The following is a 21,350-nucleotide window of genomic DNA, read 5'->3' as shown; positions in this document are numbered from 1 at the left end:
GCATACGGGCCTGGGCCGGGGTTCGGGGTCCAGGTCCGGATTCGGGTCCGGGCTCAAGTCCGGGGTCAGGCCCAGGTTCAGGGCCGGGTTCAGGGCCGGGTTCGGGTGCGGGGGCGTGCTTTCCCCAACGCCCTTGCGCTGACACCATGTCGGTGGCCTGTGGTGCCCCGGCGGCGACCGGGGGTCGGCGGTACGGGCGGGCCGGGAGCGGGCCGCGGGCGGGGAGGAACGTATGAGCGAGGTCTTCTTGCGGCGCCTGACGCGCTGGCAGGCCGATCAACAGCGGGAGGCAGTCGCGGATTTGTACGCGGCGGCGTACCGCGGGGCGATGGGGCAGGAGTTCCACGACCGGCGGGCGTTCCTCGACCGGTTCGAGGAACACGTCCAGCGGCCCGGCTTCGACATGATCATCGCCGGTGGCGCGGGCCTGGCCGGCTGCGTCTACGGCTTCCCGCCCGACCGCGACGGCGAGTTCTGGAAGGGCTTCCGGGGCGGCGTCTCGCACGAGATCGAGGAACTCACCGCGCTCGGCCGGGTCTTCGCCGTCGCCGAACTCATGGTCCTCCCCGCGTTCCGCCGCAACGGCGTCGCCACCCGCCTCCAGGAGCAACTGCTCGCCCGTAGCACCGCCCAACTGGTGACCGTACTGGTCGAGCCGTCGAACATCCCGGCCCGTACGGCCTACCGGTCCTGGGGATGGACGAAGTTCGGGGAGCTTTCGCCGGGCGGAAGAAGACCCGAGCTAGAGGCGTGGAGACGGGATTTGGGTTCGTAGTCTCGGCAGCATCCTGTGGCGGATCCGGATCCGCCACAGCATTCGGTTTCGGTTTTGGTGGCGGCGTAACTGCTGGTGCTGGTGCCGATGCCCGTGCCGGTTCCGCCTCCGGCGACCGGCCCGGGCCTGCGCGTACGCCGCCGCAGGCCCGTGGCTGTGACGAGTGCGCCGATCACGGCTGTGACGACCGGTACGACCAGTGCCGCCCGCAGCCCCTCCAGCGCGGCGCCGGGGGTGTGGCCGGGGCCCGTGAAGGCGACGTCGACGGTGGAGGCCACCGAGAGTCCGAGCGCCGCGCCGAACTGCGTCGAGGTGTACAACAGGCCGCCCGCGAGCCCCTGTTCGGATCTCGGGACGCTTTCCGTGGCCGCGATGGTGAGCGGTCCGTAGCTCAGCGCGAAGGCGAGCCCGATCAGCAGGAAGGCCGGAGCCATCAGCGCGTACGACCAGTCCGCGCCGAGCGGGAGGAACAGCGCGTACGCCGCGATGGCGAGCACCAGCCCCCCGAGGATCACTCGCACATTCCCGAACCGCCGCACCAGCAGCGGCGTGAGCGTCGGCGCCAGCACGGCGTCCACACCGAGCGGCAGCAGGGCCAGGCTCGTACGCATCGCCGACCAGCCGCGCTGCTCCTGGAGGTAGAGGACGGCGAGAAGCTGAAAGCCGAAGAACGAACCGACGAACATCATCGCGCCCACATTCGCCCGGATCAGCGGACCCGACCGGAGCACCCCGAGCCGTACCAGCGGCGCCGCCGACCGCCTTTCGACGATCACGAACACCCCCAGCAGCGCGAGGCCCGCGGCGAACGCGCCGAGCGTGCGGCCCAGTTCCTCGGCGCCGTGCTCCAGCCGCACCACGGCGAAGACGATCAGGAGCATCGCCCCCGTCACGCTCACCGCGCCGGGCAGGTCGAAGCCGCGTACGGCCCCCGGACCCGCGGGGCCCGGCCCGGTGCGGGGCTCGTGCGGGATGAGGCGCAGGGCGGCGAGGAGTATCGCGGCGGCGAAGGCGACGGGGGCGAAGAACACCCACCGCCAGCCGATCGAGGTCAGCAGCCCGCCCACGACCAGCCCGAGCGAGAAGCCGCCCGCCGACGTCCCCGCGTAGATCAGCAGCGCCTTGGCCCGGCGCGGGCCCTCGGGGAACATCGTGGTGATGATCGACAGCCCCGCGGGCACGGTGAAGGCTGCGGCCACACCCGTCACGAAGCGGGCCACGAGGAGCATCCAGCCGTCGCTCGCGAGGCCGCCCAGCCCGGAGAAGGCCAGGAACACGGTGAGCCAGAGCAGGAACATCCGCCGCCGCCCGAGCAGATCCGCCGTGCGCCCGCCGAGCAGGATGAAGCCGCCGTAGCCGAGTACGTACCCGCTCATCACCCACTGGAGGGAACCGGTGGACAGGCCCAGATCGGCGCGGATGGACGGCAGGGCGACGTTCATCATCGCCAGGTCGGCGCCCTCAAGGAAGATCGCGCCGCAGAGCACGAGCAGCACGGCGCGGGCGCGGCCGCTGATGAGGGCGTCGCCGCCGGGTTCCGGTCCGGGTCCCGGTTCTGGCCCGGGGCCCGGTTCCGTCGAGTCGGGCGGTTCGGGGGAGGGGGTGGGCACGGGTCGGCTCCTCGGGATGGGTGGGGACCTCGGGGGCGGATGGGGACTTTGGAGCGGGGCGGTTCGCCGGGGCATGGCTGTGGCGAGGCAGGGCTGCGGCGGGGCAGGGCTGCGACGGCCGCGACGGGCCGTGGCGGGGCCTCCGAGGAAGTCGGTTCTCTCTTGTAACCAGCCCCATCCTGGGGAACCATGGCCCACTGTGGAAGAAGGCACTTCAAAGTCACCGACTGACCTCGCGGGTACCGAGGACGCACCTGCGGGTACCGAGGACGCCCTTGGGCAGTGCGGCGACCCTGGCGAACGCGGCGAACCCGACGGCTGCGGCGATCCCGATCAGTGCACCGACGAGGTCTGCGAGTGGGACGCCCGGCAGTGGGACACCAGGGAGGACTGCGAGGTCCGCCAGATCCTCGACCGCATCGCGGGCAAGTGGTCCCTGCTGGTCATCGCCCTCCTGGACCGCCGCTCGCTGCGCTTCACGGAACTGCGCCGCGAGGTCGACGGCATCAGCCAGCGCATGCTGACGGTGACGCTGCGTCAACTGGAGCGCGACGGGCTCGTACGCCGCACCGTCCACCCCGTGGTGCCGCCGCGCGTGGACTACGCCCTCACGCCGCTCGGCGCGACCCTGCACGCCACCATCCAGTCCCTCGTCACCTGGACCGAGCGGCACCAGGCCGAGATCGCGTCGGCCCGCGCCGACTACGACGTACGCGCGGCCGCGGAACAGGCGGTCGCCGCCCACGGACGGTGAGCGACCGCGCCCCGGACGCACTCGCCCCCGGAACGCACTGTCCCGCTCTCCCGCCACGCCACGCGACGCGACGCCGCGCAGGCGTCGCGGGGCCTGTGTCCGGCCGCATCCGGGCCTGTACGGGCGAACCAGCGGCCAACGGCCGCTCGTACCCGAGGATGTCGGCATGACAGGTACCGATACGCCATGGGGGCGCTGGGAACCCGCGCCCCTGCCCGAAGTGACCGCCCTCTTCTCGGCCGGGACCGCGAGCTCGGCCGGGACCGCGGGCTCGGCTGGGACCGCAGGCCCGGCCGGGGGCGCGGGCTCGTCCCGGCCCGCGCGCGGAGCGCCGTGGTGGATCGCCGGCGGGTACGCCATCGAACTCGCCGTCGGCCGCGCCTTCCGGGATCACGGCGACATCGACGTCCTGCTGCTGCGCCGCGACCAGCTCGCCGCGCAGCGCGCGCTGCGCGGCTGGCAGTGGTGGGCGGCCGACCCGCCCGGCTCCCTCCGGCCCTGGGCGGCGGGCGAGATCCTGCCGGACCACGTCCACGACATCTGGTGCCGCCCCGGCCCCGCCGAGCCCTGGCGCATTCAGATCATGCTCGACGAGAGCGACGGCACGGGCACGGAGTGGATCTCGCACCGCGACAGCCGGGTGCGCCGCCCCGTCGAGGCGCTCGGCGCGCTGACGCCCGAGTCCGTTCCGTATCTGGCGCCCGAGGTGCAGCTGTACTACAAGGCGAGGGACCCCCGCCCGAAGGACGAGGAGGATTTCGCCGCGGCGCTGCCGGTCCTCTCCGCTGGGGGGCGGTGCTGGCTGGCGGCCGCTCTGGAGCGTACGTACGGGCGTCATCCCTGGTCGCGGCGGTTGGAGCCGTCGCCCAATGGGTGAGCCCGGTGGGCCTTTCGGGTGGCGCGAAAACACCGGCGGCGAGGTGTCGAGAACGGCCCGGCCGCTCCGACGTCTCCTGTGAGAGGCGCCCACCGGGTGCCGGTACGAGGCGCCCACCGGGCGTCGGTGCGAGAGAAACGGTGAGGACGATGAAGTACCTGATCATGCTGCTCGGCAAGCAGTCCGACTACGACGCCATGAGCGGCTCCCCGGCCCCCGGCGAACCGGCGTGGACGGAGAAGGACATCCAGGCGATGTACGGCCACATGCAGGCGATCAACGACAACCTGGCCGAGTCGGGCGAACTGGTCGACGCGCAGGGCCTCACCGAGCCCTCCCAGGCCAAGCTCGTCACCGCGGCGAAGGACGGCACGCCCGTCGTCTCGGACGGGCCGTACGGGGAGGCCAAGGAGGTCCTCTGCGGGTACTGGGTGGTCGACGTCGAGAACATCGAGCGCGCCACCGAGATCGCGGCCCGCGCGTACGCCTGCCCCATGCCGGAGGGCGCGCCGAACTACCCGGTGGTGGTGCGGCCGATCGGAGAGATCGGTGGGGACGAGATGTGAGGGCCGGAGGCGTCGAGGGTGCCGCCGGGGAGGGCCGGAACGTGTGGGAGGCCGGAATGTGTGGGGCGCCGGCGGTGACGGCGTCTCCGCCGGCGTCGGGGCCGGGCCGCCGTGAGCGGTGACGTCATGGGGGACGAGGACCTGCTGCGCAGTCTGGCGCCGCAGGTCCTCGGCGCGCTCGTGCGGCGGTACGGGCACTTCGACGCGGCCGAGGACGCGGTGCAGGAGGCACTGCTCGCCGCCGCCGTCCAGTGGCCCGGTCAGGGCAGGCCGGACAACCCGCGCGGCTGGCTGATCCGCGTCGCCTCCCGCCGCCTGACCGACGAGCTGCGCGGCGAAGAGGCCCGCCGTCGCCGTGAGGAGAACGCCGCCGCTCTGACGCCGCGCGACGAGTTCAGCGCGCCCCCGCCCGGCGAGGGGCGCGCGCCGTCCGAGGACGACACGCTGGCGTTGCTCTTCCTGTGCTGCCACCCCGAACTGACCCCGGCCGCCCAGATCGCGCTCACCCTGCGCGCCGTAGCGGGCCTGACCACCGCGGAGATCGCCTGCGCCCACCTCGTACCCGAGGCGACGATGGCGCAGCGGATCAGCCGGGCGAAGAAGCGCATCAAGTCCTCCGGCGTTCCTTTCGGCGATGCTCCTTTTGGCCACTCCGGCGACCCTGGTCACTCCGGCGGCCCTGGCCACTCCGACCACCCGGAACGCCAAGAGCGCCTGGCCGCCGTCCTGACGACGCTGTACCTGCTGTTCAACGAGGGGTACACGGCCACCTCCGGCAGCAGCCTGCAACGGGCCGAGCTGTCCGGCGAGGCCATCCGGCTCACCCGCGCCGTCCACAGACTCCTGCCGGAGGACGGCGAGGTGGCGGCGCTGCTGGCCCTCATGCTGCTCGTCGACGCCCGTCGCCCCGCCCGCACCCGCCCGGACGGCGACCTCGTGCCGCTCGCCGAACAGGACCGCGGCAGGTGGGACCGCGAGGCCATCGACGAGGGAACAGCGCTGGTCGGGCGGGCTCTCTCGTCCCGTACGCCGCCGGGCCCGTACCAGCTCCAGGCGGCGATCGCCGCGCTCCACGACGAGGCGGAACGGTCCGAGGACACCGACTGGCCGCAGATCCTCGCACTCTACGAACTCCTCGAACGCCTCGCGCCGGGCCCCATGGTCACGCTCAACCGTGCCGTCGCGCTGGCGATGGTCCACGGCCCGAGGGCCGGGCTCGGCCTGCTCGCGACCCTGGACGCCGACGCCCGGCTGGCGGGCCACCACCGCCTCGACGCGGTCCGCGCCCACCTGCTGGAACGGGCGGGCGACCTCGAAGCGGCGCGGACCGCGTACCAGTCGGCCGCGCGGCGCACCGCCAGCCTGCCCGAACGCCGCTACCTCCAGGCGCGCGCTACCAGGTTGAGTGCTGGGAACGCCGGATGATCCCGGTCCGCTTGACGGTCGCCAGGATCGGGACCGTCTCGATGCCGCTGATCCGCTCCAACGCGCCGACCGCGCCGACTGTTGCAGTTGTACTGACCGCACCGGCTGTGCCGACCGTGCCGGTGAGGAAGGAATAGAGCGCGTCGAGGTCGGCCGCGGCCACCGCGACCAGCAGATTGGCCTGCCCGGTGGTGGCCGCCGCGAACCGGACCTGCGGGTGATCGCTCAGCGCCCGCGCCGTCGCCTCCAGGCCGCCGGGCGTCACCGTGATCCACAGCAGCGCCTCGGCGTGAACGCCCAGCAACGCGAGATCCACCTCGGTGGCCGGCCGTACGGACCCGTCGCGTACGAGCGCGTCGAGCCGGCGGCGCGCGGTGAGCGCGGAGACACCCGCGCGATGCCCCAACTCCCCGTACGTGGCCCGGCCGTCCGCCGCCAGCGCCTCGACGAGCGCGTCGTCGACGGCGGTTACGGGCGCGAGGCCGCGCGGGGGTTCCGGCACGGCGGCGGGGGCGAGGAAGGCGAGCTGCTCCGCGGTCAGCAGCCCGGCCGTCCAACGCAGCGACGCCGGATGGACGCGCATCAGACTGTGCGCGGTCCACGAGTCCACGGCGGCGGTGGCGGGCAGATCGCGCAGCAGCAGCGCGTTACGGGCGTCGGGCCCCTCCAGGAACGCGATCGTGCAGATCTCGTCGCCGCCGCCCATGATGTCCACCCACACCGTGTCGTGCCGCCGCGCCAGCGTGGCCGCGACCGCGCGGATGCGCTGGGGGCGGCAGCGGATGCGCAGGGCCATCGGGACCAGACCGGCGAAGCGGGCAGGGCTGCGCACCGCGGTCGCCCGCAGGGTGCCGTCGTGGAACAGCGGCGCGGCCCTGCGCACGACGGTGCGCTCGGAGACGCCCAGGCACGCGCCCACGGTGCGCCAGGAGGCGCGGGGCGAGGCGAGGAGGACGGCGGTGATCAGACGGTCTGTCTCGTCGAGGGAGTGGCGCACATTCGGCATGGTAGGCCGTTTCCATGTCCGTATTTCTTCTACAGAGCAGAGAATCGTGGCCACAATCGACCAGAGGCCGTAGAACGATCTCGTGCCCGGTCGCGAGACCGGTACGGCAAACGCACAGGAGAGGTGACGAGGATGGCGGACAGCGCGGTGCCGGACGGCGCGACTGCGGACGGGGAGCGGCGACCGGTCGTGACCACGGGCCGGGGGCAGGTGCGCGGAGTGACGGAAGGCGCGGTGGCGGCCTTCCGCGGCATCCCGTACGCGGCGTCGCCGGTGGGGAAGCTCCGCTTCGCGCCGCCGCGGCCGCACGAGGGCTGGTCCGAGCCCCGGGATGCGGCGCGCCCGGGCCCGTCCGTGCCGCAGAACGCGTCGAGGCTTGAGGCGGTGATGGGCCGCCGCACCCCGAACTGGGCGGAGGCGGAATCCCTCAACCTCAACGTATGGACCCCGGCGGGGCTGTTGAACGAGTCGGGGCGGGGCCGCCGCCCGGTGCTGCTGTGGTTCCACGGCGGCGGCTTCACCTCGGGATCGGGCGGCTGGGACTGGTACGAGGGCGCGCGGCTGGCAGCCCTGGGCGACATCGTGGTCGTAACGGCCAACTACCGCCTGGGTCCGCTGGGTTACCTCCACTTGCCGGAGTCCGACTCCGACAACGTGGGCATGCGCGACCAGGCGGCGGCGCTGCGCTGGGTGCACGCCAACGCCGAGGCGTTCGGCGGCGACCCGGATGCGATCACGGTCGGCGGCCAGTCGGCGGGCGCGTACTCGTCGCTTGCCCTCGCGCTCGTACCCGAGACCCGCCCGCTGATCCGCGGCGTGATCGCCCAGAGCGGCCCGTGGGGCATGGACCCGCAGGACCCGGACGAGGCGACCGCACACACGGCGGCGCTGGTCCGCCTCCTCGGCGTGGAAAGCGCCCCCAACCCCGGCGACGCCCTCCGCGAACTCCCCGTCGAACGCCTCCTCGCCGCATACGCCCAACTCTCCGCCGAACTCGCCGTACCGGGCCGCATCGGCCCGCCCCTCTACCCGGTGCTCGGCGGAGCCGGCATGCCGTCACGCCCGCTGCCGCAGGCGGTCGCGGACGGGGGGCTGGAGGACACCCGGCTGCTGATCGGCACGGTGAAGGACGAGATGACGGCCTTCGTCGGAGCCGGCGAACTCGCGCAGACGCTGACAGAACGCATGATGCGCGGCATCACCCTGAAAATCGCCGCGGACCGCGCCGCGCAGGGCACCCCGGCCTACGTCTACCAATTCGACCGCGAGGCGCCGGGCGGCTCGGACCTGGGCGCGACCCACTGCGCTGAACTCCCGTTCCTTTTCGGTACGTTCACGGCCTTTGCCGACAGCCCCATGCTCGGCCAACCGACCCCGGCCGACCACGCCCTCTCCGCCTCCTTCGCCTCCGCCTTCGCGGCCTTCGCCGCCACGGGCTCCCCGAACGGCGAGGGCTTGGAGCCTTGGGCGGCTTACGGGGCGGGGGGTGGGGGAGAGGTGAAGCGGTTCGGTTAGCGGGGCGCGCAGAACGGGCCGCCAAGGAATTGGCGGCCCGTTCCGCGGCTGTTGCTAAGTTTCTATTTCGTCAGGGGCGGCGTGGTGCGGTTCCCACGGCCTGCCGACGAGGATTCATCCGGCTGCTCGGATGGCATGCAGACGCTTGCCTCGGGTGCCTGGGGCCGGGGGTCGCGGCCCTTGACTATGATGCTTATCGAACCGTTGTACGGGGCACCATTTTGAGGGTCGGCGTGAAGAGCTGAGGAGTTCTCGGAATGTCCGACTGGCGAGACGATCCGATATTCAACAGCCGGCGGGACTGGAGTTGCATCCACGTGTACCTTTTGTTCTCTACTGGGGTGCATCCTCGGGTAGGACACGCAGGATGCTAATCAGCCAGGAGAGGGCTCTGCAAATATAAAGGGAAGTTGCAGCACAAAGGTGGGGTGCAAAACGGTCAAGCGGTAGCCGTAGGGGCATTTTCGCCCTGCTGACCTGCGGCTGAGGATCAGGCCGCAGGGGCCTCCCGCTCGAACTCCTCGATCCGGCGGTCCAGCCGCGCGCACTCGGACGCGTCCAGCCCTTCGAAGCGGCGGCGCGCTCGCTGCCACAGCGCCCGCGCGGCCTCGCGTCGGCCCATCTGCGCCCGTACCTCGGCGAGCTCCGCACACGCCCTGGCTTCGTCCTCAGGGGAGTGGATCTCGCAGGCGATCTTCAGGGCGGCCGTGAGGTGATCAGCGGCGGCAGCCGCGTGGCCGAGGCGGCGCTCCGCCGCTCCCAGACCTCGCAGCGACTGTCCTTCTTCCAGGCTCGCGCCGATGCTGCGCGCCAATTCCAGGGCGTTCCGGTGATGGTTCGCGGACTCTTCGTACCGACCGGATTCGTGCAGGGCGTCGCCGATCCCAATCTCTGTGATCGTTTCGTTGCGACGGTCGCCTAGGTTGCGGAAGCAAAGGAGCGCGGACTGGTATCCGGATAAGGCTTCGCTCAGCTCTTCCGGTAGGCGAAAAGAGTTCGCGAGATTCAGTTGAGCAATTCCCTGCTCGGCGCGACTTCCGGATTCAAGGGCGATGGCGAGCGATTGCGTGAAAGATTCCCTTGCTGATTCGCGTTCTCCGATGTGGAGCTGGACCTCCGCGCTATTGTTGAGGGCTTGAAGCTGCCCTCTGACGTCGTTTTCGTCACGAAACAGGGCAAGTGACTCCTGGAAGTCCTGCAATGCTTCGGCTGGGTGCCCCAAGTGCAGTTGCGCGATACCCGTGTTGTTTCGGCTGCGCGCCTCGTTCCAGCGGTCCGCCGAACGCACGCTGATCCTCAGGGCTTCGCGCGCCACCGAGAGCATCAGAAGCGATTGGCCGCGGTACCAGTGCAGCACGGCCAACTGCTGGAGTGCGTCCACCACCGTATTGGTGTCGCCGATGGCGCGGGCCAGGTCCAGCGCGCGTTCGCACGCGGACGCCGCCTGGGCGTAGCGGCCGGCGTGGGCGTGGGTGGTGGCCAGGTCGGTCAGGGCTCTGGCCTCGGCCTGCGGCGCGCCTGTCGCGCGCCAGTGCAGAGCGGCGTGCTGGTGAATGACCTGGCCCTCGGCCCAATACCCGTCAGAGTCCAGGAAGGCTGCCAGTACATGGCTGAACTGGGCTGCCTGGCGCGGGTTTCCGTGGGAGCGCGCGTGCTCCTCGGCCGCGATCAAGGCGCTGTGCTCCGCCGACAGCCACGACTTTGCCTCTGAAACCCCTTGCCACGACGGCAGTTGGTCCGAGGGGAAGGCATGATGAATGTCGATCTTCGGGCGGCGCGGATTGATAATTCGGTCGGCTCGATCCGCCGCGGCGAGGTAGTAGGTGATCAGTCTCGCCCGTACCAAATCACGCTCTTCCTGCGGGTCTTGGCTGGCCAGCATGAGGCTGTATTCGCTCAGCAGGTCGTGCGCGGTGAACCTGTCCGCTGTGGGTTCCTGGAGGAGGTGTGCGTCGAGGAGGCTCTCTATGATCCGCTCGGTTCTGCCGAGCGGCAGGCCGGTGAGAGCGGCGGTGGCGTAGACGTCGAATGTGGGCCCGAGCCGGAGTCCGAGAAGGCGGAAGACCGTTCGTTCGTCATTGGTCAGAGCATTGTAGGACAACTCGAACACTCGGGCTATGTCGGTATGTACGTCCCGGATTTCATCGAGTCTGCCCCGGCTGCGCGAGAGCCGTTGTAGCAGGTGGTTCGTGGTCCACGACGGGCGGGAGATCAACCTGCCTGCGGCCAATTCGATGGCGAGCGGTAAGTGGCCGCATAAGCGCACTATTTCGGCCACTTCCTCGTGACGCGAGGTGCGTTCGGTTCCGACCAGTTCCGTGAACAGCGCGATGGCGTCATCGTGCGGCAGCAGGTCCAGGAAGACCGGGCGGACCCCCGGTATGCCCGCGAGTCGGCGACGGCTGGTGATGATGATCAGCGAGGACGAGCCGGCGGGCAGGAGCGGGCGGAGCTGGGCCGGGCCGGCGGCGTCGTCCAGGATGATCACGGCGCGCCGCGAACTCAGCAAGGTGCGCCAGCGGGAGGTGAGTTCGTCCAGGCCGCGCGGCGTTCCGGCCGATTCCACCCCGAAGAGCCGCAGGAGTCCGGTGAGCGCGGCGGTGGGCGTCAGCGGCTGCCCGTTGGGGGAGTGGGCGCGTAGATCGAGGTGGATCAGGCCCTCTGGGTAGTGCGGGCTCAGCCGCCGCGCGGCATGGAAGGCCAGGAGCGACTTGCCGACTCCGGCCATACCCGAAATAGCCTGCAATGCGATGACAGTGCCACCGGTCCCGGCCATGCCCTTGGGCCCACCCCTGGACGTGCTCCCCGACGTGCCCCTGGATGTGCCCCCGGAGGGGGCCCCGGACGCCGAGTCCACGATGGTCCGTAACTCCGCCTCCCGACCCACCAGTTCCGCGTGCGTCGGCAGGTTGGTGGGTGGGGCGGCGGTCCCGGGCGTGGCCGTCGCGGGGGCCGGGGCGTGCGGGGTGAGGAGTTCGCGGACCGGGGCCTGGTTCAGGATGAGGTGGTAGATGCGGCGGAGGGGCTCGCCAGGGTCGGCGCCCAGTTCCTCGCTGAGGCGGCGGCGGGTGGCCTCGTACGTACGTAGCGCGTCGGCCTGGCGGCCGCAGCCATAGTGCGCAGCCATGAGCATGCCAACCAAGGTCTCGTCGGTGGGATGCTGCTCCAGCAGTATCGACAAGTCGCCCACGAGGTCGGCGAAGCGGCCCATGCGGAGTTCGACCGCGGCGCGGTTCAGGATCGCCGCGAGACGCCGCTCCTCCAGGCTCGCGCGGACGCTGTCGGCCCACAGGCCCGTGAGGCCCGCGAGCGGTTCGCCTCGCCACAGGGTCTCCGCCTGCTGGAAGAGGGCCAGCGCCTGAGCGTCGTCGCCGTCGTCCGCGACGCTGCGCGCCTGTGCGGTCAGCCGCCGGTAGCGGTGGCAGTCCACGCTGTCCGGGTCGATGTCGAGCGCGTACGCGTGGGCCTGCTGGATCAGGTGATTGCGGCCGTCGGCGTCGCGGAACCGGCGCCGGAGCTTGCACGCGTACGCGTGCAGACTGGCGCGCGGCCGGGCCGGCGGGCGGTGGTCCCACAGCCGGTGGACCAGTGTGTCGAGCGGAACCGGCCGACCCGCGTCCACGGCCAAGGCCGCGAGGAGCGTACGGCCCTTGGCGGAGCCCAGGCCGTCATGGCGGCCGGCTATCCGCAGGTCGACTGGGCCCAGGACGAGAACTTCGAAATCCACCAGCGTTCCCTTCGCCGGGTCCGCTCCGCTCTCCTTTTACCAAAGAATGGCACACCTTCAACAATGGCAACCAGACGCCACTGCTTGATCCATTTTCTTGGCCGAAACGCCCCGTGCGCGGCCCGCGTTCAGCCCAGTTCGAGGCTCGTGACGCCGTACGTACGTGCTGTCCCGACCGACGGCGCGGGCCCGGCGTACATACGCACCGTGTGCGAGCTGGGCGCCAGCCCGCGCGCCGCGGCGAGGTCATGGGCGGCGCGCTGCGGTTCGGGGATGTCGAGGGCAACCGTTTCTTCCGGCCCGAGACCGGCGGTGAGGCTGTCGAAGAGCGCCTCGGCGGCCTCGCGGGTGTCGGCGAAGAGCGGGCCGATGCGGTGGCCGTCGCGGGCGGGACGTATCACTCCGTATCCGGCAATGTGCCCGTCGCGCAGGTGTACGCGCGCGATATGACCGTCGGCCGTCAGCCAGCGGACGAGGAAGGCGCGGCGGTCGGCGGGGAAGCACTGCCGGTCGTACGCCGCGAGGGCGTCGAGGTGATCCGCGGTGACGGAGGTGGTTGATGTGCCGGGTGCGGCTGAGGCGCCGCTACGGGCGGAGCCGCCTCCCGTGCGCGGGCGGCCCGTGTAGCGGATGGTGTCGTAGACGGCCTCGAACCCGGCCCGCTTGTACGTGGCCTGCTGGGCGGGGACCGCGTCCAGGCCGACCGTCCGCGTGCCGGCGTGCTGGAAGGCCGCGCGCCAGGTGGCCAGGCCCAGGCCCTGCCCGCGGTGGTCGGGCTGGACCATGTAGTAGCCCAGGAACGCGTACTGGTCCGAGTAGTTGGCGACCGATATCGCCGATATGGGTGCGGCGCCGGGTTCCAGGCGGCCGACGAAGAAGCCCGCGGGGTCGATCGGGTGGAAGGCGGCCGTGTCGCCGCGGCCGGGGTTCCACCCCTCCTCGGCGGCCCACTCCTCCACCTGGTGCCATTCGTCCAGGGAAGCGGTGCTGACGGTGAGTTCGCCGAGGGGGTGCATGTCTTCGGTGGTTCCCTTCGTTGTGGCTGATGGACAGTCAGGTAGGTCAGGTGCGTCTGATCGGATCAGATGAAGTCAGGTCAGGTCAGGTCAGTTCAGATCAGGTCCATGGCGGCCACTTCGTCCGGGCTGCCGTAGCTGACCGGCCCCTGGAACCGCCGGCGGGCGGTGGCGAACCACCACACCGTGGCGATCAGCAGCACCGCCGCGAGCGCGATCGGCGCGTAGTTGAAGGAGGAGGGGGTGATCGGCGAAGCCTGCGGCAGCATGAACAGCACATTGCTGATCACGATCCAGGTCACGGCGACGCCCGCGACGAGCTTGCCGTAGCGGCCCAGATTCCAGGGGCCGGGCTGGAAGTCGTTCAGCCGGAGCCGAAGGAAAATCGGCACGCCGTAGGCGAGGAAGAGCCCCACGACATTGACGCTCACAATGGCCGTGAACGCGGTGTGCGACCACCAGCCGGGTATGACCAGCACCAGCGGGCAGGCGGCGGCGAGCCATACCGCCTTGACGGGCGTGCGTGTTCGGGGCGACACGGAATGCCACCAACGGGAGCCCGGCATCGCGCCGTCCCGGGAGAAGGCGAAGATCTGCCGGGTATTGCTGGTCATGTTGGCCAGTCCGCAGAAGAGCATGGCGCCGATCACGATGAGCAGCAGCAGCTTGGCGGTGCCCACGCCGAGCGCGTCGATGAGAATCTGCACCGGCGGCGCGGTGGCGCTCGCTTCGTGCGCGTAATCGCGGATCGCGTAGATGAGGGCGAGCATGAGGATGAGTCCGGCGATCGCGGAGTAGGCGATCGCGCGCATGATGCCCTTGGGCGCGTTGACGGTGGCCTGCACCGTTTCCTCGGACATATGGAAACTGCCGTCGAATCCCGTGAAGGTCCAGCTGGTGACGAGCAGTCCCAGCATTCCGCCGTACAGCCCGCTGGTGAATCCCGTGTTGTTGGCGAAATGGGTCACGAACGAGGCGGGCTGGTGGTGCGTGGGGATCACGACGAGGGTGAGCACGATGATCACCATGCCGACGAGGAGCCACCACACGGAGATCCGGTTCAGCACGGCGACCAGCTGCACGGTGTATGTGTTGGCCAGCGCCTGGATCAGCAGGATCACCGCGGTGATGGCGACCGTGTGCTGGGCCGTGGCCTGGTAGGAGGGCCACTGCATCGAGATGAACGCCTGGATGAAGGTGGCGGCGGCGAAGTTGGTGGCGGCCGTTCCGCCGACCTGCCCGACGAAGTTGAGCCAGCCCGTGTACCAGGACCAGGCGCCGCGGTGCCGCTTGGCGAGCTTGCCGGCGGAGAAGTAGAGGGCGCCGCTGGTCGGGTAGGCGGAGGCGATCTCGCCCATCGAGGCGCCGACGAACAGCACCATGACGGAGACGCCGATCCAGCCGAAGACGAGAATCGACGGACCGCCGGCGTTCATCCCGAAACCGAAGGAGGAGAAGATCCCGGAAATGATGTTGATGATGGTGAAGGATATCGCGAAGTTGTCGAAGGCCCGGAATCTCCGGGTGAGTTTTCTCGGATACCCCATGGCGTGCAGGGTGGCATCGTCGTCGAGGGCGTCGACGGCCGGTTCATGACGTGATTTCGAGCGGGACAGGGACGTGCGCTCGGACACAACCGTGGCCTTTCTTATAGAGTCTCTATAGAGGGAGCGGGGGGCGGGAGAAATCTGAAAAATGCCCTGGAAGGCCCGAGATTTTTACCGTGGGCGTTCTGCGAACAAGTCGACGGAAGAATGCTTCACATCGGGCGTCGGAAAGTCTCGAATCAGGCGGCTCCCGGCACGGGAAGTCCGCACGAGCGTCTCGCCTTGGTCAGTTGCTCCTCCGGTTCGCCGAATGCGCTCCAGGGCATCCGGGACGCGTACGGGCCCATGGCCGTGAAGACCTCGCGCGCCTCGAATTCGCACTTGGCCATGTAGAGCGCGTGCGCCAGATAGGCCAGGTCCAGTACCGGTGTGAATTGGTACTGGGCCACCTGCGGAAACCAGCTGTGGTAAATGCCCATGGCGGTCGCGCGCCACTGCGGCTGCTCCCAGGTCCGGTCGGCCAGCAGCGCGTGGGGGTCGTAGTCCTCGACCAGCGCCACCAGGGGCAGCAGGCGCAGCGCGGAGGCGGCGGGGGCGCGCTGGCTCAGGAAGGAGGCGACGTCCCAGCGCGCGCTCGCGGACCCGCCGTTGCGGGTGAAGAAGTACGCCAGGAAGCGATGGTGCGCCTCCCGGTTCCAGGGGTCGAGCCGCAGAATGTGCGCGAAGAGGTACCAGGGCCCGGGCGGCGCGGTCAGCAGCCCCTGCGGAGCGGGGTCGCGCGCCTTCTGGAGCCGGGCGAGCGCCAGCTGTATCACCCAGGGCGTGGGGTCCTCGGGCAGCAGCTCGGCCGCCCGTTCGCAGGCCGTCTGCGCTATCCGTACGAGCGCCCCCTGCCGCCGGTCGTGCGCGTCGGCCATCCGCAGGGCGCGGAGCATCGCGACCCGCGCCCACAACAGCGCCGCTTCCGCGCCCGGTTCCTCCGCTAACCACCGCTCGGCCAGATCCGAGTCCGCCGCCTCGGAAGCGAGTACCAGGGAGCGGTGGGCCCGCAGGTCGAATGCGCCGCGCGCGTCCTTCAGCGCTTCGTGCGCACTCAGATAGCGTCCTGTCCGCACATCCATGCAAGCCCGTGCCAACTGACGATCATCGGCCGCCGGACGCCACACGTACTGCCCCTCGAACGCGTCAACAGCCACGATCCCCTCCCGATCCCGAAGACGGCACCAGTCACGCGTACGTCCCGTCCGTACTGAATTCAATCGGATCTTTTCGCAAGATCCACCAGCAGCGGGCCATACCCTACTCATCGCTAAGGCGTATCGAAACCAGTCGCCTGGAATATCTGATTCCACACCGTTTAGGGTTTCTTCCGGTTATCCGCGCCCCGAGGGTTTGTCCATGCATTTGGCATATGCCAAGCCGGGGTGGCGGAGGGGAGCGTTCCGGCTTGCGGTTGACGCGGCGTCAACTTCTACGGTCGTTCTCAGGGCCGGAACGACCGGCCCGGTGATGGGAGGCGTGGCATGGCCTGGTCGATCGCGGACGTGACCCGGATGTCCGGGGTGACGTCCCGGACGCTGCGGCACTACGACGAGATCGGCCTGCTGCCACCGGCGTGGACCGGGAGCAACGGGCTCCGCCACTACGAGGAAGCCGATCTGCTGCGGTTGCAACAGATCCTGCTGATGCGGGAGTTGGGCGTCGGGCTGCGCGAGATCCGCGCGGTCCTGGACAGCCGGACCGACCGGGTGACCGTACTCCGCGAGCACCATCAGCGGCTGCTCGCCGAACGGGACCGGCTGGAGACGCTCAGCCGCACGGTCGCGCGCACCATCGCCGAACTGGAGGGAAGCGAGAACAACGGCATGACAAAGATCAACAGGCCGGAGAACCTGTTCGAGGGCTTCGAGCCCGACCCCTACGACGCCGAAGTGCGCGAGCGCTGGCCGGCCGCCTGGGAGGAATCCCGAGCGGCCATCGGCTCGATGACCGACGCGGACAAGGAACAGTGGCAGCGCGAGGTGACGGCCCAGATGATCCGCCTGGCCGACCTCATGGCCACCGGCGCCCCGGCCGCCCACCCCGCCGTCCAGGCCGAGATACACGCCCACTACCAGGACGTCTGCCGCTACTGGACCCCGAACGCCGAGGCCTACAACGGCCTCGGCCGGGTCTACGTCGACGACCCCCGGATGCGCGCGAACTACGACAAGATCGCCGCCGGCCTCGCCGAGTACCAGTGCGCGGCGATGGCGGTGTACGCGGAGGAGCGGCTGAGCTGACAGGCCCCTTGACCGGCCGCGGCCGTGCTCGTACACGGCGGCCGCGGCCTCGCCGGCCGGGGCCGCGGCCTTCACCGCGGTCACCAGGGGCCGGGGGCCGGCCCGGCGTCAGTCCTGCTCCTCTCCGCCCTGTTCCTCTCCGACCTGCTTCTCTCCGAGTGCTGTGCGCAACCAGTCCAGGGACCCGGTCGCCAGCACCGCGTCGGCGAGCTCGGCGGCCGACTTCGTGGTGAGCCGGCCGCGGCTGTTGTCGATCCAACGCTGTGCGTTCCCATAGCCCTGGGCCCTGTACTCGATGCCCTGGATCATGCACTCCAGCTTGTCGGCGTCCCGAGCGCAGACCGCCTCGGCGGACTCCTTGCCCTCGTACTCGGCGATGAGTTCCCGCACGGTCGCGGCAAGCGTCTTGGGCATGCCGGCGACCTGGTCGGCCGTGACCGCCTCCGGATCGGCCCCGGCGGCGTACTTCTTTCCGAGGTGGTTCACGTCGCCGGTCCGCGTCTCCTGCGAGTCGTGCCACACCGCGAGGCAGGCAGCCCGCGCGGGGTCGGCCCCTTCGAGTCTCGCGATGACCGTCGCCAGCAGCGCGGTGCGCCAGGAGTGCTCCGCCACCGACTCCGGATCGCGTACGCCGGCCATCCACCAGCCGGTGCGCTTCGTCTGCTTCAGAGTCCCCGCTTCGTACAGGAAGCGCGCCACCGCGGACAGATCTTCAGCCACCGTCGGACTCCTCTCACGCCTCGGCGAGGCGGATCGCGTACCGGATGCTCTCCGGCAGAGTCTGCCGCGCGGGGGCCGGTGCGTCGCTGACCGACGTGCAGTGGGCGTGAACTGGGCCGTTGCTCCCCGCACCTGACGGCAGGGTTCGGGAACTCCCCACCCCAGGACGGGAGGTAGCCCCCGTGACCTGCGGGGAATCAGAGTGTGGGGTGGGCGTACGGAACCGTTCGGCACATGACACCAAGGGGCACCATGCGCATCTCCCATACTCTGCTCACCTGCCTGCTCGCCACTGCGGCGGTGGGCTCCGTGGCCCTCCCCGCCGCGGCGGCGTCCGACTCCGGTACGGCCGGTACGGCCCGGAAGGTCCAGCGCGATCTGGACCTGCTGACCCGGAGCGGCGCGGTCGGTGCGCAGGTGAGGGTGGTCGAGGAGGGCCGGACCTGGTCGGCCGGGTCCGGCGGCGCGAAGAGAGCCGGGACGGCTCCGGTGCCGCGCGACGGGCAGTTCCGCATCGGGAGCGCCACCAAGTTGTTCACGGCGGCGGCGCTGCTCCAGCTCGTCGGACAAGGGGAGGTGTCGCTGGACGCCCCTCTCTCGCGCTATCTGCCGTCGGGGCTGGTACCCCAGGGCGACCTGATCACTGTAAGGATGGCGCTCCAGCACACCACCGGACTGCACGACATCGCACGGGACCTGCCGCAGGGCGATGAGCTCATCCGTACGCGCTTCCGCCACCACGACATGGCCGACCAGGTGCGGCGGGCCGCGGCGAAGTCCGCCGACTTCCCGCCCGGCACCGACTACGGCTACTCCAACACCAATTACCTCATCGCCGGACTGATCATCGAGCGCGTGACCGGCCGCTCGTACGCCGCCGAGGTGCGGGACCGGATCATCGAGCCGCTGGGGCTGCGCCACACGTCCGTACCCGGCGACCGCTCCGCCATCCCCGGCCCACATGCCCACGGCTACCTCGGCAGGGCTGACATCAGCGCCCTCAACCCGTCCTTCGCCGGCCCGGCCGGGGAGATCGTCTCCACTCCGCGCGACATGGACAGGCTGCTGACGGCGCTGACCTCCGGCGAGCTGCTGCGGCCCGCGCAGTGGAAGGAGATGAACCGCACCGTGGCCACCGGGGAGCCCGGCGAGCGGTACGGACTCGGGCTCAAGGAACGCAAGCTGAGCTGCGGGCGCACAGCGATCGGTCACACCGGCGGCATCCCCGGCTACGCCACGCTCGCGTTCACCACGCGGGACGGCGAGCGGCGCGTGGTGCTCTCCGCGAACCTCGCCGACTGGCCCGCCGATGAGCACATCGGCAAGCCCATCGACAAAGCGCTCGACGACGCGCTGTGCGGCTAGGCAGTTCTTCTGGATCGGTCGGCCGTTGGTCCAGGTATGCCGTCGACCGACGTGCCGTGGGCGCGGATCGAGCCGTCGCCGCCGGACCGGACACCGAGGCGGGGTGGTCGCTGGCGCGATCGCCGGGGGGATCGACACGATTGCCTTGCCTTCCAGCCGCGCGATCCGTGAGCATCTGCGCAAGCGTGGCATCCGGTCGGTGATCCCGGTCCCGGCGGACCGGCCCGGCCACAGGCTGCGGCGCAGCCGGGGCGGTCGGCCACCGGTCTTCGACCGCGAGAGCTGCGAGCAGCGCAACACCGTCGAGCCCAGGGCTTTGCCCCCGCCCCCAATCGCCGACGCGCACCCATGGCCGAAAACAGAAGACCGCACCCGCCCCATCGAGCACGCCGGTCTCGGCGGCCCGTGGGGCGGGTGCGGTCCTGCGGGCCGTCCGGGCCTGCACGGAGGCGCAGGTCAGACGGCCTAACCAGAGATCAGCCCTTCTTCGTCTCCCAGAAGATCTTGTCGATCTGGGCGATGTGGTCCAGCGCGTCCTGGCCGGTCTTCGGGTCCGTGGAGCCCTTCGCCGTGCTCAGGGCCTTGAGGGTGTCGTTGACCAGCTGGTGGAGCTCGGGGTACTTCTCGAAGTGCGGGGGCTTGAAGTAGTCGCTCCACAGCACCGAGACGTGGTGCTTGGCGAGTTCGGCGCGCTGCTCCTTGATGAGCGTGGCGCGGGCCCGGAAGTGCGGGTCCTCGTTGGCCTGGTACTTCTCCTGGACGGCCTTGACCGACTCGGCCTCGATGCGGGCCTGGGCCGGGTCGTAGACGCCGCAGGGGAGGTCGCAGTGGGCGCTGACCTTCACCTTTGGGGCGAACAGGCGGGAAAGCATGTGCTGTCCTTCCTCGTGATCGTCTTCTCAGGTGCGAGATTACTCGCTGTGGGAAGGCTTTTCTCGGGTGCCCCGGGGTGCTTAGGACAAAAGTCCAGTGTCAGTCTGGGACAGACGGAGGACCGGACCGGGAGGTGCCGTGAATCAGGAGCGGGTGGACGAGCGCGGGCAGGAGACGGACCGCGAGCGTCGGGGACTGCTGCGGATCGGGCTGGCGGAGGTGTACAACCCATCGATGGTGCCGACCCTGAACCCCGGCGACCATCTGGTGGTGCAGTACGGCGCGCCGGTCCGGCCCGGCGACGTGGTGCTGATGCGCCATCCGTTCCGGCAGGATCTGCTGATCGTCAAGCGCGCCGTGGAGCGGCGCGAGGGCGGCTGGTGGGTGCTGGGGGACAACCCCTATGTGGAGAACGACAGCCGTGAGTTCGGCGCCGTGCCCGATGAGTTCGTGGTCGCCCGCGCCGTGGTGCGGCTGCGCCGGCCGCCGCGCGCGGGTCAGCGCTCGGCGGTGGCGCTGCTGTCCTGGGTCGCCTCGGCGGTACGTCCCGTGCTGCGGTCCTCGTTCGCCCGGTAGGCGACCGCCTGGGGGCGGGCGGCGGCGAGCGGGTCCGTACGGGGAGGCGTGAGTGAGTCCGTACGGGCGGCCGTGTCCGTGTCCGTGTCCGTATGGGCCGTCGTGCCCGTGTCCGTACGGGACCGTTCCCGCTCCGCCTCCTCGCGTTTGCGCGCCCGGTACGCCGCCACGTTCGCTCGCGTCGCGCACCGGTCCGAGCAGTAGCGGCGCGAGCGGTTCGTCGACGTGTCGAGGTACGCGTTGCGGCACGGCGCGGCCTGGCAGATGCCCAGGCGGTCGACGCCGTACTCGGTGAGGTGCACGGCCAGGCCCATGCACGCCGTCGCCGTGTAGCTCGCGCTCGCGTTCACCGCGTGGTCCGCGATGTGCATGTGCCACTTGGGGCGGCCGTTGTCGTCGCGGAACTCGTGGCCGGAGACTTGCGGGCTGACCGGGAACTCGATCAGCAGCGCGTTGAGCAGGTCCACCGCCCGTACCTCGTCGTCCTCGTTCGCCGCCTCGAAGACGGCGCGCAGCCTCGCCCGTACGGACCGGAGCCGGGTGACGTCGCCGTCGGCGACGCGGCGGGCGGCCTGGGCGCCGTTGCCGAAGAGTTCGCGCACCGCGTCCGCGGAGGTGAGCGTGTCGACCCCGCGGGCGGGCTCCTCGCTGTTCACCAGCCGCACGGCGTAGTCCGAGTAATAGGCCAGTTCCACTTGTGATCCTTACGGGAGCGA

17 protein-coding genes and 2 pseudogenes are annotated in these 21,350 nt (G+C 70.5%); 10 read left to right on the top strand and 9 right to left on the bottom strand.

Translation table 11 applies throughout. The annotated features are described in order from the left end of the window. Nucleotides 1-232 precede the first annotated feature (232 nt). The gene (locus AB0I22_RS02630; protein WP_363128773.1) at nt 233-775 is read left to right on the top strand and encodes a GNAT family N-acetyltransferase; all 543 of its coding nucleotides are present in this window, start codon (nt 233-235) and stop codon (nt 773-775) included. Here AB0I22_RS02630 and AB0I22_RS02625 read toward each other — a convergent pair. Beyond that, on the bottom strand, nt 682-2,292 hold the full coding sequence (locus tag AB0I22_RS02625) for an MFS transporter (protein ID WP_363129086.1): 1,611 nt from the start codon (nt 2,290-2,292) through the stop codon (nt 682-684). The two genes, AB0I22_RS02630 and AB0I22_RS02625, sit on opposite strands and share 94 nt — an antisense overlap. Nucleotides 2,293-2,584: 292 nt before the next feature. On the opposite strand from AB0I22_RS02625, the gene AB0I22_RS02620 reads away from it, so the two are divergent. From AB0I22_RS02620 to AB0I22_RS02605, 4 genes are all read left to right on the top strand, one after another. Next, nucleotides 2,585-3,139 carry a helix-turn-helix domain-containing protein gene (locus tag AB0I22_RS02620; protein ID WP_363128772.1) on the top strand — a complete coding sequence of 185 codons (555 nt, stop codon included), beginning with the start codon at nt 2,585-2,587 and terminating at the stop codon, nt 3,137-3,139. A gap of 166 nt (nt 3,140-3,305) precedes the next feature. Beyond that, the gene (locus tag AB0I22_RS02615; RefSeq protein ID WP_363128771.1) at nt 3,306-4,016 is read left to right on the top strand and encodes an amino acid transporter; all 711 of its coding nucleotides are present in this window, start codon (nt 3,306-3,308) and stop codon (nt 4,014-4,016) included. 149 nt (nt 4,017-4,165) lie between these two features. After that, complete coding sequence (locus AB0I22_RS02610; protein ID WP_363128770.1) at nt 4,166-4,582, top strand: YciI family protein; 417 nt, start codon at nt 4,166-4,168, stop codon at nt 4,580-4,582. Between the two features lie 126 nt (nt 4,583-4,708). Next, a complete protein-coding gene (locus tag AB0I22_RS02605; protein WP_363128769.1) occupies nt 4,709-6,007 on the top strand; it encodes a sigma-70 family RNA polymerase sigma factor in 1,299 nt (432 codons plus the stop codon). Here AB0I22_RS02605 and AB0I22_RS02600 read toward each other — a convergent pair. Further along, the gene (locus AB0I22_RS02600) at nt 5,976-7,013 is read right to left on the bottom strand and encodes an AsnC family transcriptional regulator (RefSeq protein WP_363128768.1); all 1,038 of its coding nucleotides are present in this window, start codon (nt 7,011-7,013) and stop codon (nt 5,976-5,978) included. The genes AB0I22_RS02605 and AB0I22_RS02600 overlap by 32 nt on opposite strands. A gap of 132 nt (nt 7,014-7,145) precedes the next feature. Between AB0I22_RS02600 and AB0I22_RS02595 the strand changes: the two genes are divergently transcribed. Beyond that, nucleotides 7,146-8,528, top strand: coding sequence for a carboxylesterase family protein (locus AB0I22_RS02595; protein ID WP_363128767.1), 1,383 nt, complete (start codon nt 7,146-7,148; stop codon nt 8,526-8,528). 490 nt (nt 8,529-9,018) lie between these two features. On the opposite strand, the gene AB0I22_RS02590 is transcribed toward AB0I22_RS02595, so the two are convergent. The 4 genes from AB0I22_RS02590 to AB0I22_RS02575 all read right to left on the bottom strand — a co-directional run bounded on the left by AB0I22_RS02590 (nt 9,019) and on the right by AB0I22_RS02575 (nt 16,014). Beyond that, on the bottom strand, nt 9,019-12,150 hold the full coding sequence (locus AB0I22_RS02590; protein ID WP_363129085.1) for a BTAD domain-containing putative transcriptional regulator: 3,132 nt from the start codon (nt 12,148-12,150) through the stop codon (nt 9,019-9,021). Between the two features lie 233 nt (nt 12,151-12,383). Further along, nucleotides 12,384-13,271: a GNAT family N-acetyltransferase gene (locus AB0I22_RS02585; protein WP_363128766.1), complete on the bottom strand. Its 888-nt coding sequence runs from the start codon at nt 13,269-13,271 to the stop codon at nt 12,384-12,386. 95 nt (nt 13,272-13,366) lie between these two features. After that, nucleotides 13,367-14,818 carry an amino acid permease gene (locus tag AB0I22_RS02580; RefSeq protein ID WP_363129084.1) on the bottom strand — a complete coding sequence of 484 codons (1,452 nt, stop codon included), beginning with the start codon at nt 14,816-14,818 and terminating at the stop codon, nt 13,367-13,369. 239 nt (nt 14,819-15,057) lie between these two features. After that, nucleotides 15,058-16,014: a hypothetical protein gene (locus AB0I22_RS02575; RefSeq protein ID WP_363128765.1), complete on the bottom strand. Its 957-nt coding sequence runs from the start codon at nt 16,012-16,014 to the stop codon at nt 15,058-15,060. 327 nt (nt 16,015-16,341) lie between these two features. Here AB0I22_RS02575 and AB0I22_RS02570 point away from each other — a divergent pair, with 327 nt between their 5' ends. Beyond that, nucleotides 16,342-17,100 carry a MerR family transcriptional regulator gene (locus AB0I22_RS02570; RefSeq protein WP_363128764.1) on the top strand — a complete coding sequence of 253 codons (759 nt, stop codon included), beginning with the start codon at nt 16,342-16,344 and terminating at the stop codon, nt 17,098-17,100. A gap of 108 nt (nt 17,101-17,208) precedes the next feature. On the opposite strand, the gene AB0I22_RS02565 is transcribed toward AB0I22_RS02570, so the two are convergent. Beyond that, nucleotides 17,209-17,820 (bottom strand): HD domain-containing protein, encoded by a 612-nt coding sequence (locus AB0I22_RS02565; protein ID WP_363128763.1) that lies wholly within the window; start codon nt 17,818-17,820, stop codon nt 17,209-17,211. Between the two features lie 252 nt (nt 17,821-18,072). Here AB0I22_RS02565 and AB0I22_RS02560 point away from each other — a divergent pair, with 252 nt between their 5' ends. Together AB0I22_RS02560 and AB0I22_RS02555 are read left to right on the top strand one after the other, a co-directional pair. Beyond that, the gene (locus AB0I22_RS02560) at nt 18,073-19,185 is read left to right on the top strand and encodes a serine hydrolase domain-containing protein (protein ID WP_363128762.1); all 1,113 of its coding nucleotides are present in this window, start codon (nt 18,073-18,075) and stop codon (nt 19,183-19,185) included. 151 nt (nt 19,186-19,336) lie between these two features. Then, nucleotides 19,337-19,492 (top strand): annotated as a pseudogene (locus AB0I22_RS02555) (IS5/IS1182 family transposase); the annotation flags it as partial. A gap of 169 nt (nt 19,493-19,661) precedes the next feature. On the opposite strand, the gene sodN reads toward AB0I22_RS02555, so the two are convergent. Continuing rightward, nucleotides 19,662-20,057, bottom strand: a complete 396-nt coding sequence (gene sodN / locus AB0I22_RS02550) for a superoxide dismutase, Ni (protein ID WP_363128761.1) — start codon at nt 20,055-20,057, stop codon at nt 19,662-19,664. Between the two features lie 154 nt (nt 20,058-20,211). Here sodN and sodX point away from each other — a divergent pair, with 154 nt between their 5' ends. After that, nucleotides 20,212-20,634 (top strand): nickel-type superoxide dismutase maturation protease, encoded by a 423-nt coding sequence (gene sodX / locus AB0I22_RS02545; RefSeq protein ID WP_363129083.1) that lies wholly within the window; start codon nt 20,212-20,214, stop codon nt 20,632-20,634. A 65-nt stretch (nt 20,635-20,699) separates the two neighbouring features. On the opposite strand, the pseudogene AB0I22_RS02540 reads toward sodX, so the two are convergent. After that, a pseudogene (locus AB0I22_RS02540) lies at nt 20,700-21,329 on the bottom strand (CGNR zinc finger domain-containing protein); the annotation flags it as partial. Nucleotides 21,330-21,350: the final 21 nt, after the last annotated feature.

The sequence above is a fragment of the Streptomyces sp. NPDC050610 genome (genome assembly GCF_040654875.1).
Lineage (GTDB): Bacteria > Actinomycetota > Actinomycetes > Streptomycetales > Streptomycetaceae > Streptomyces.
The sequence above is the reverse complement of the archived record's forward strand: the minus strand, read 5'-3'. Positions and strand labels throughout refer to the sequence as shown.

Bases quoted from the DNA above. Each gene is read 5' to 3' on its own strand.
- AB0I22_RS02630 (WP_363128773.1), top strand. From the start codon at position 233: ATGAGCGAGGTCTTCTTGCGGCGCCTGACGCGCTGGCAGGCCGATCAA.
- AB0I22_RS02615 (WP_363128771.1), top strand. From the start codon at position 3,306: ATGACAGGTACCGATACGCCATGGGGGCGCTGGGAACCCGCGCCCCTG.
- AB0I22_RS02610 (WP_363128770.1), top strand. From the start codon at position 4,166: ATGAAGTACCTGATCATGCTGCTCGGCAAGCAGTCCGACTACGACGCC.
- AB0I22_RS02605 (WP_363128769.1), top strand. From the start codon at position 4,709: ATGGGGGACGAGGACCTGCTGCGCAGTCTGGCGCCGCAGGTCCTCGGC.
- AB0I22_RS02600 (WP_363128768.1), bottom strand. From the start codon at position 7,013: ATGCCGAATGTGCGCCACTCCCTCGACGAGACAGACCGTCTGATCACC.
- AB0I22_RS02595 (WP_363128767.1), top strand. From the start codon at position 7,146: ATGGCGGACAGCGCGGTGCCGGACGGCGCGACTGCGGACGGGGAGCGG.
- AB0I22_RS02585 (WP_363128766.1), bottom strand. From the start codon at position 13,271: ATGCACCCCCTCGGCGAACTCACCGTCAGCACCGCTTCCCTGGACGAA.
- AB0I22_RS02580 (WP_363129084.1), bottom strand. From the start codon at position 14,818: ATGGGGTATCCGAGAAAACTCACCCGGAGATTCCGGGCCTTCGACAAC.
- AB0I22_RS02570 (WP_363128764.1), top strand. From the start codon at position 16,342: ATGGCCTGGTCGATCGCGGACGTGACCCGGATGTCCGGGGTGACGTCC.
- AB0I22_RS02560 (WP_363128762.1), top strand. From the start codon at position 18,073: ATGCGCATCTCCCATACTCTGCTCACCTGCCTGCTCGCCACTGCGGCG.
- sodN (WP_363128761.1), bottom strand. From the start codon at position 20,057: ATGCTTTCCCGCCTGTTCGCCCCAAAGGTGAAGGTCAGCGCCCACTGC.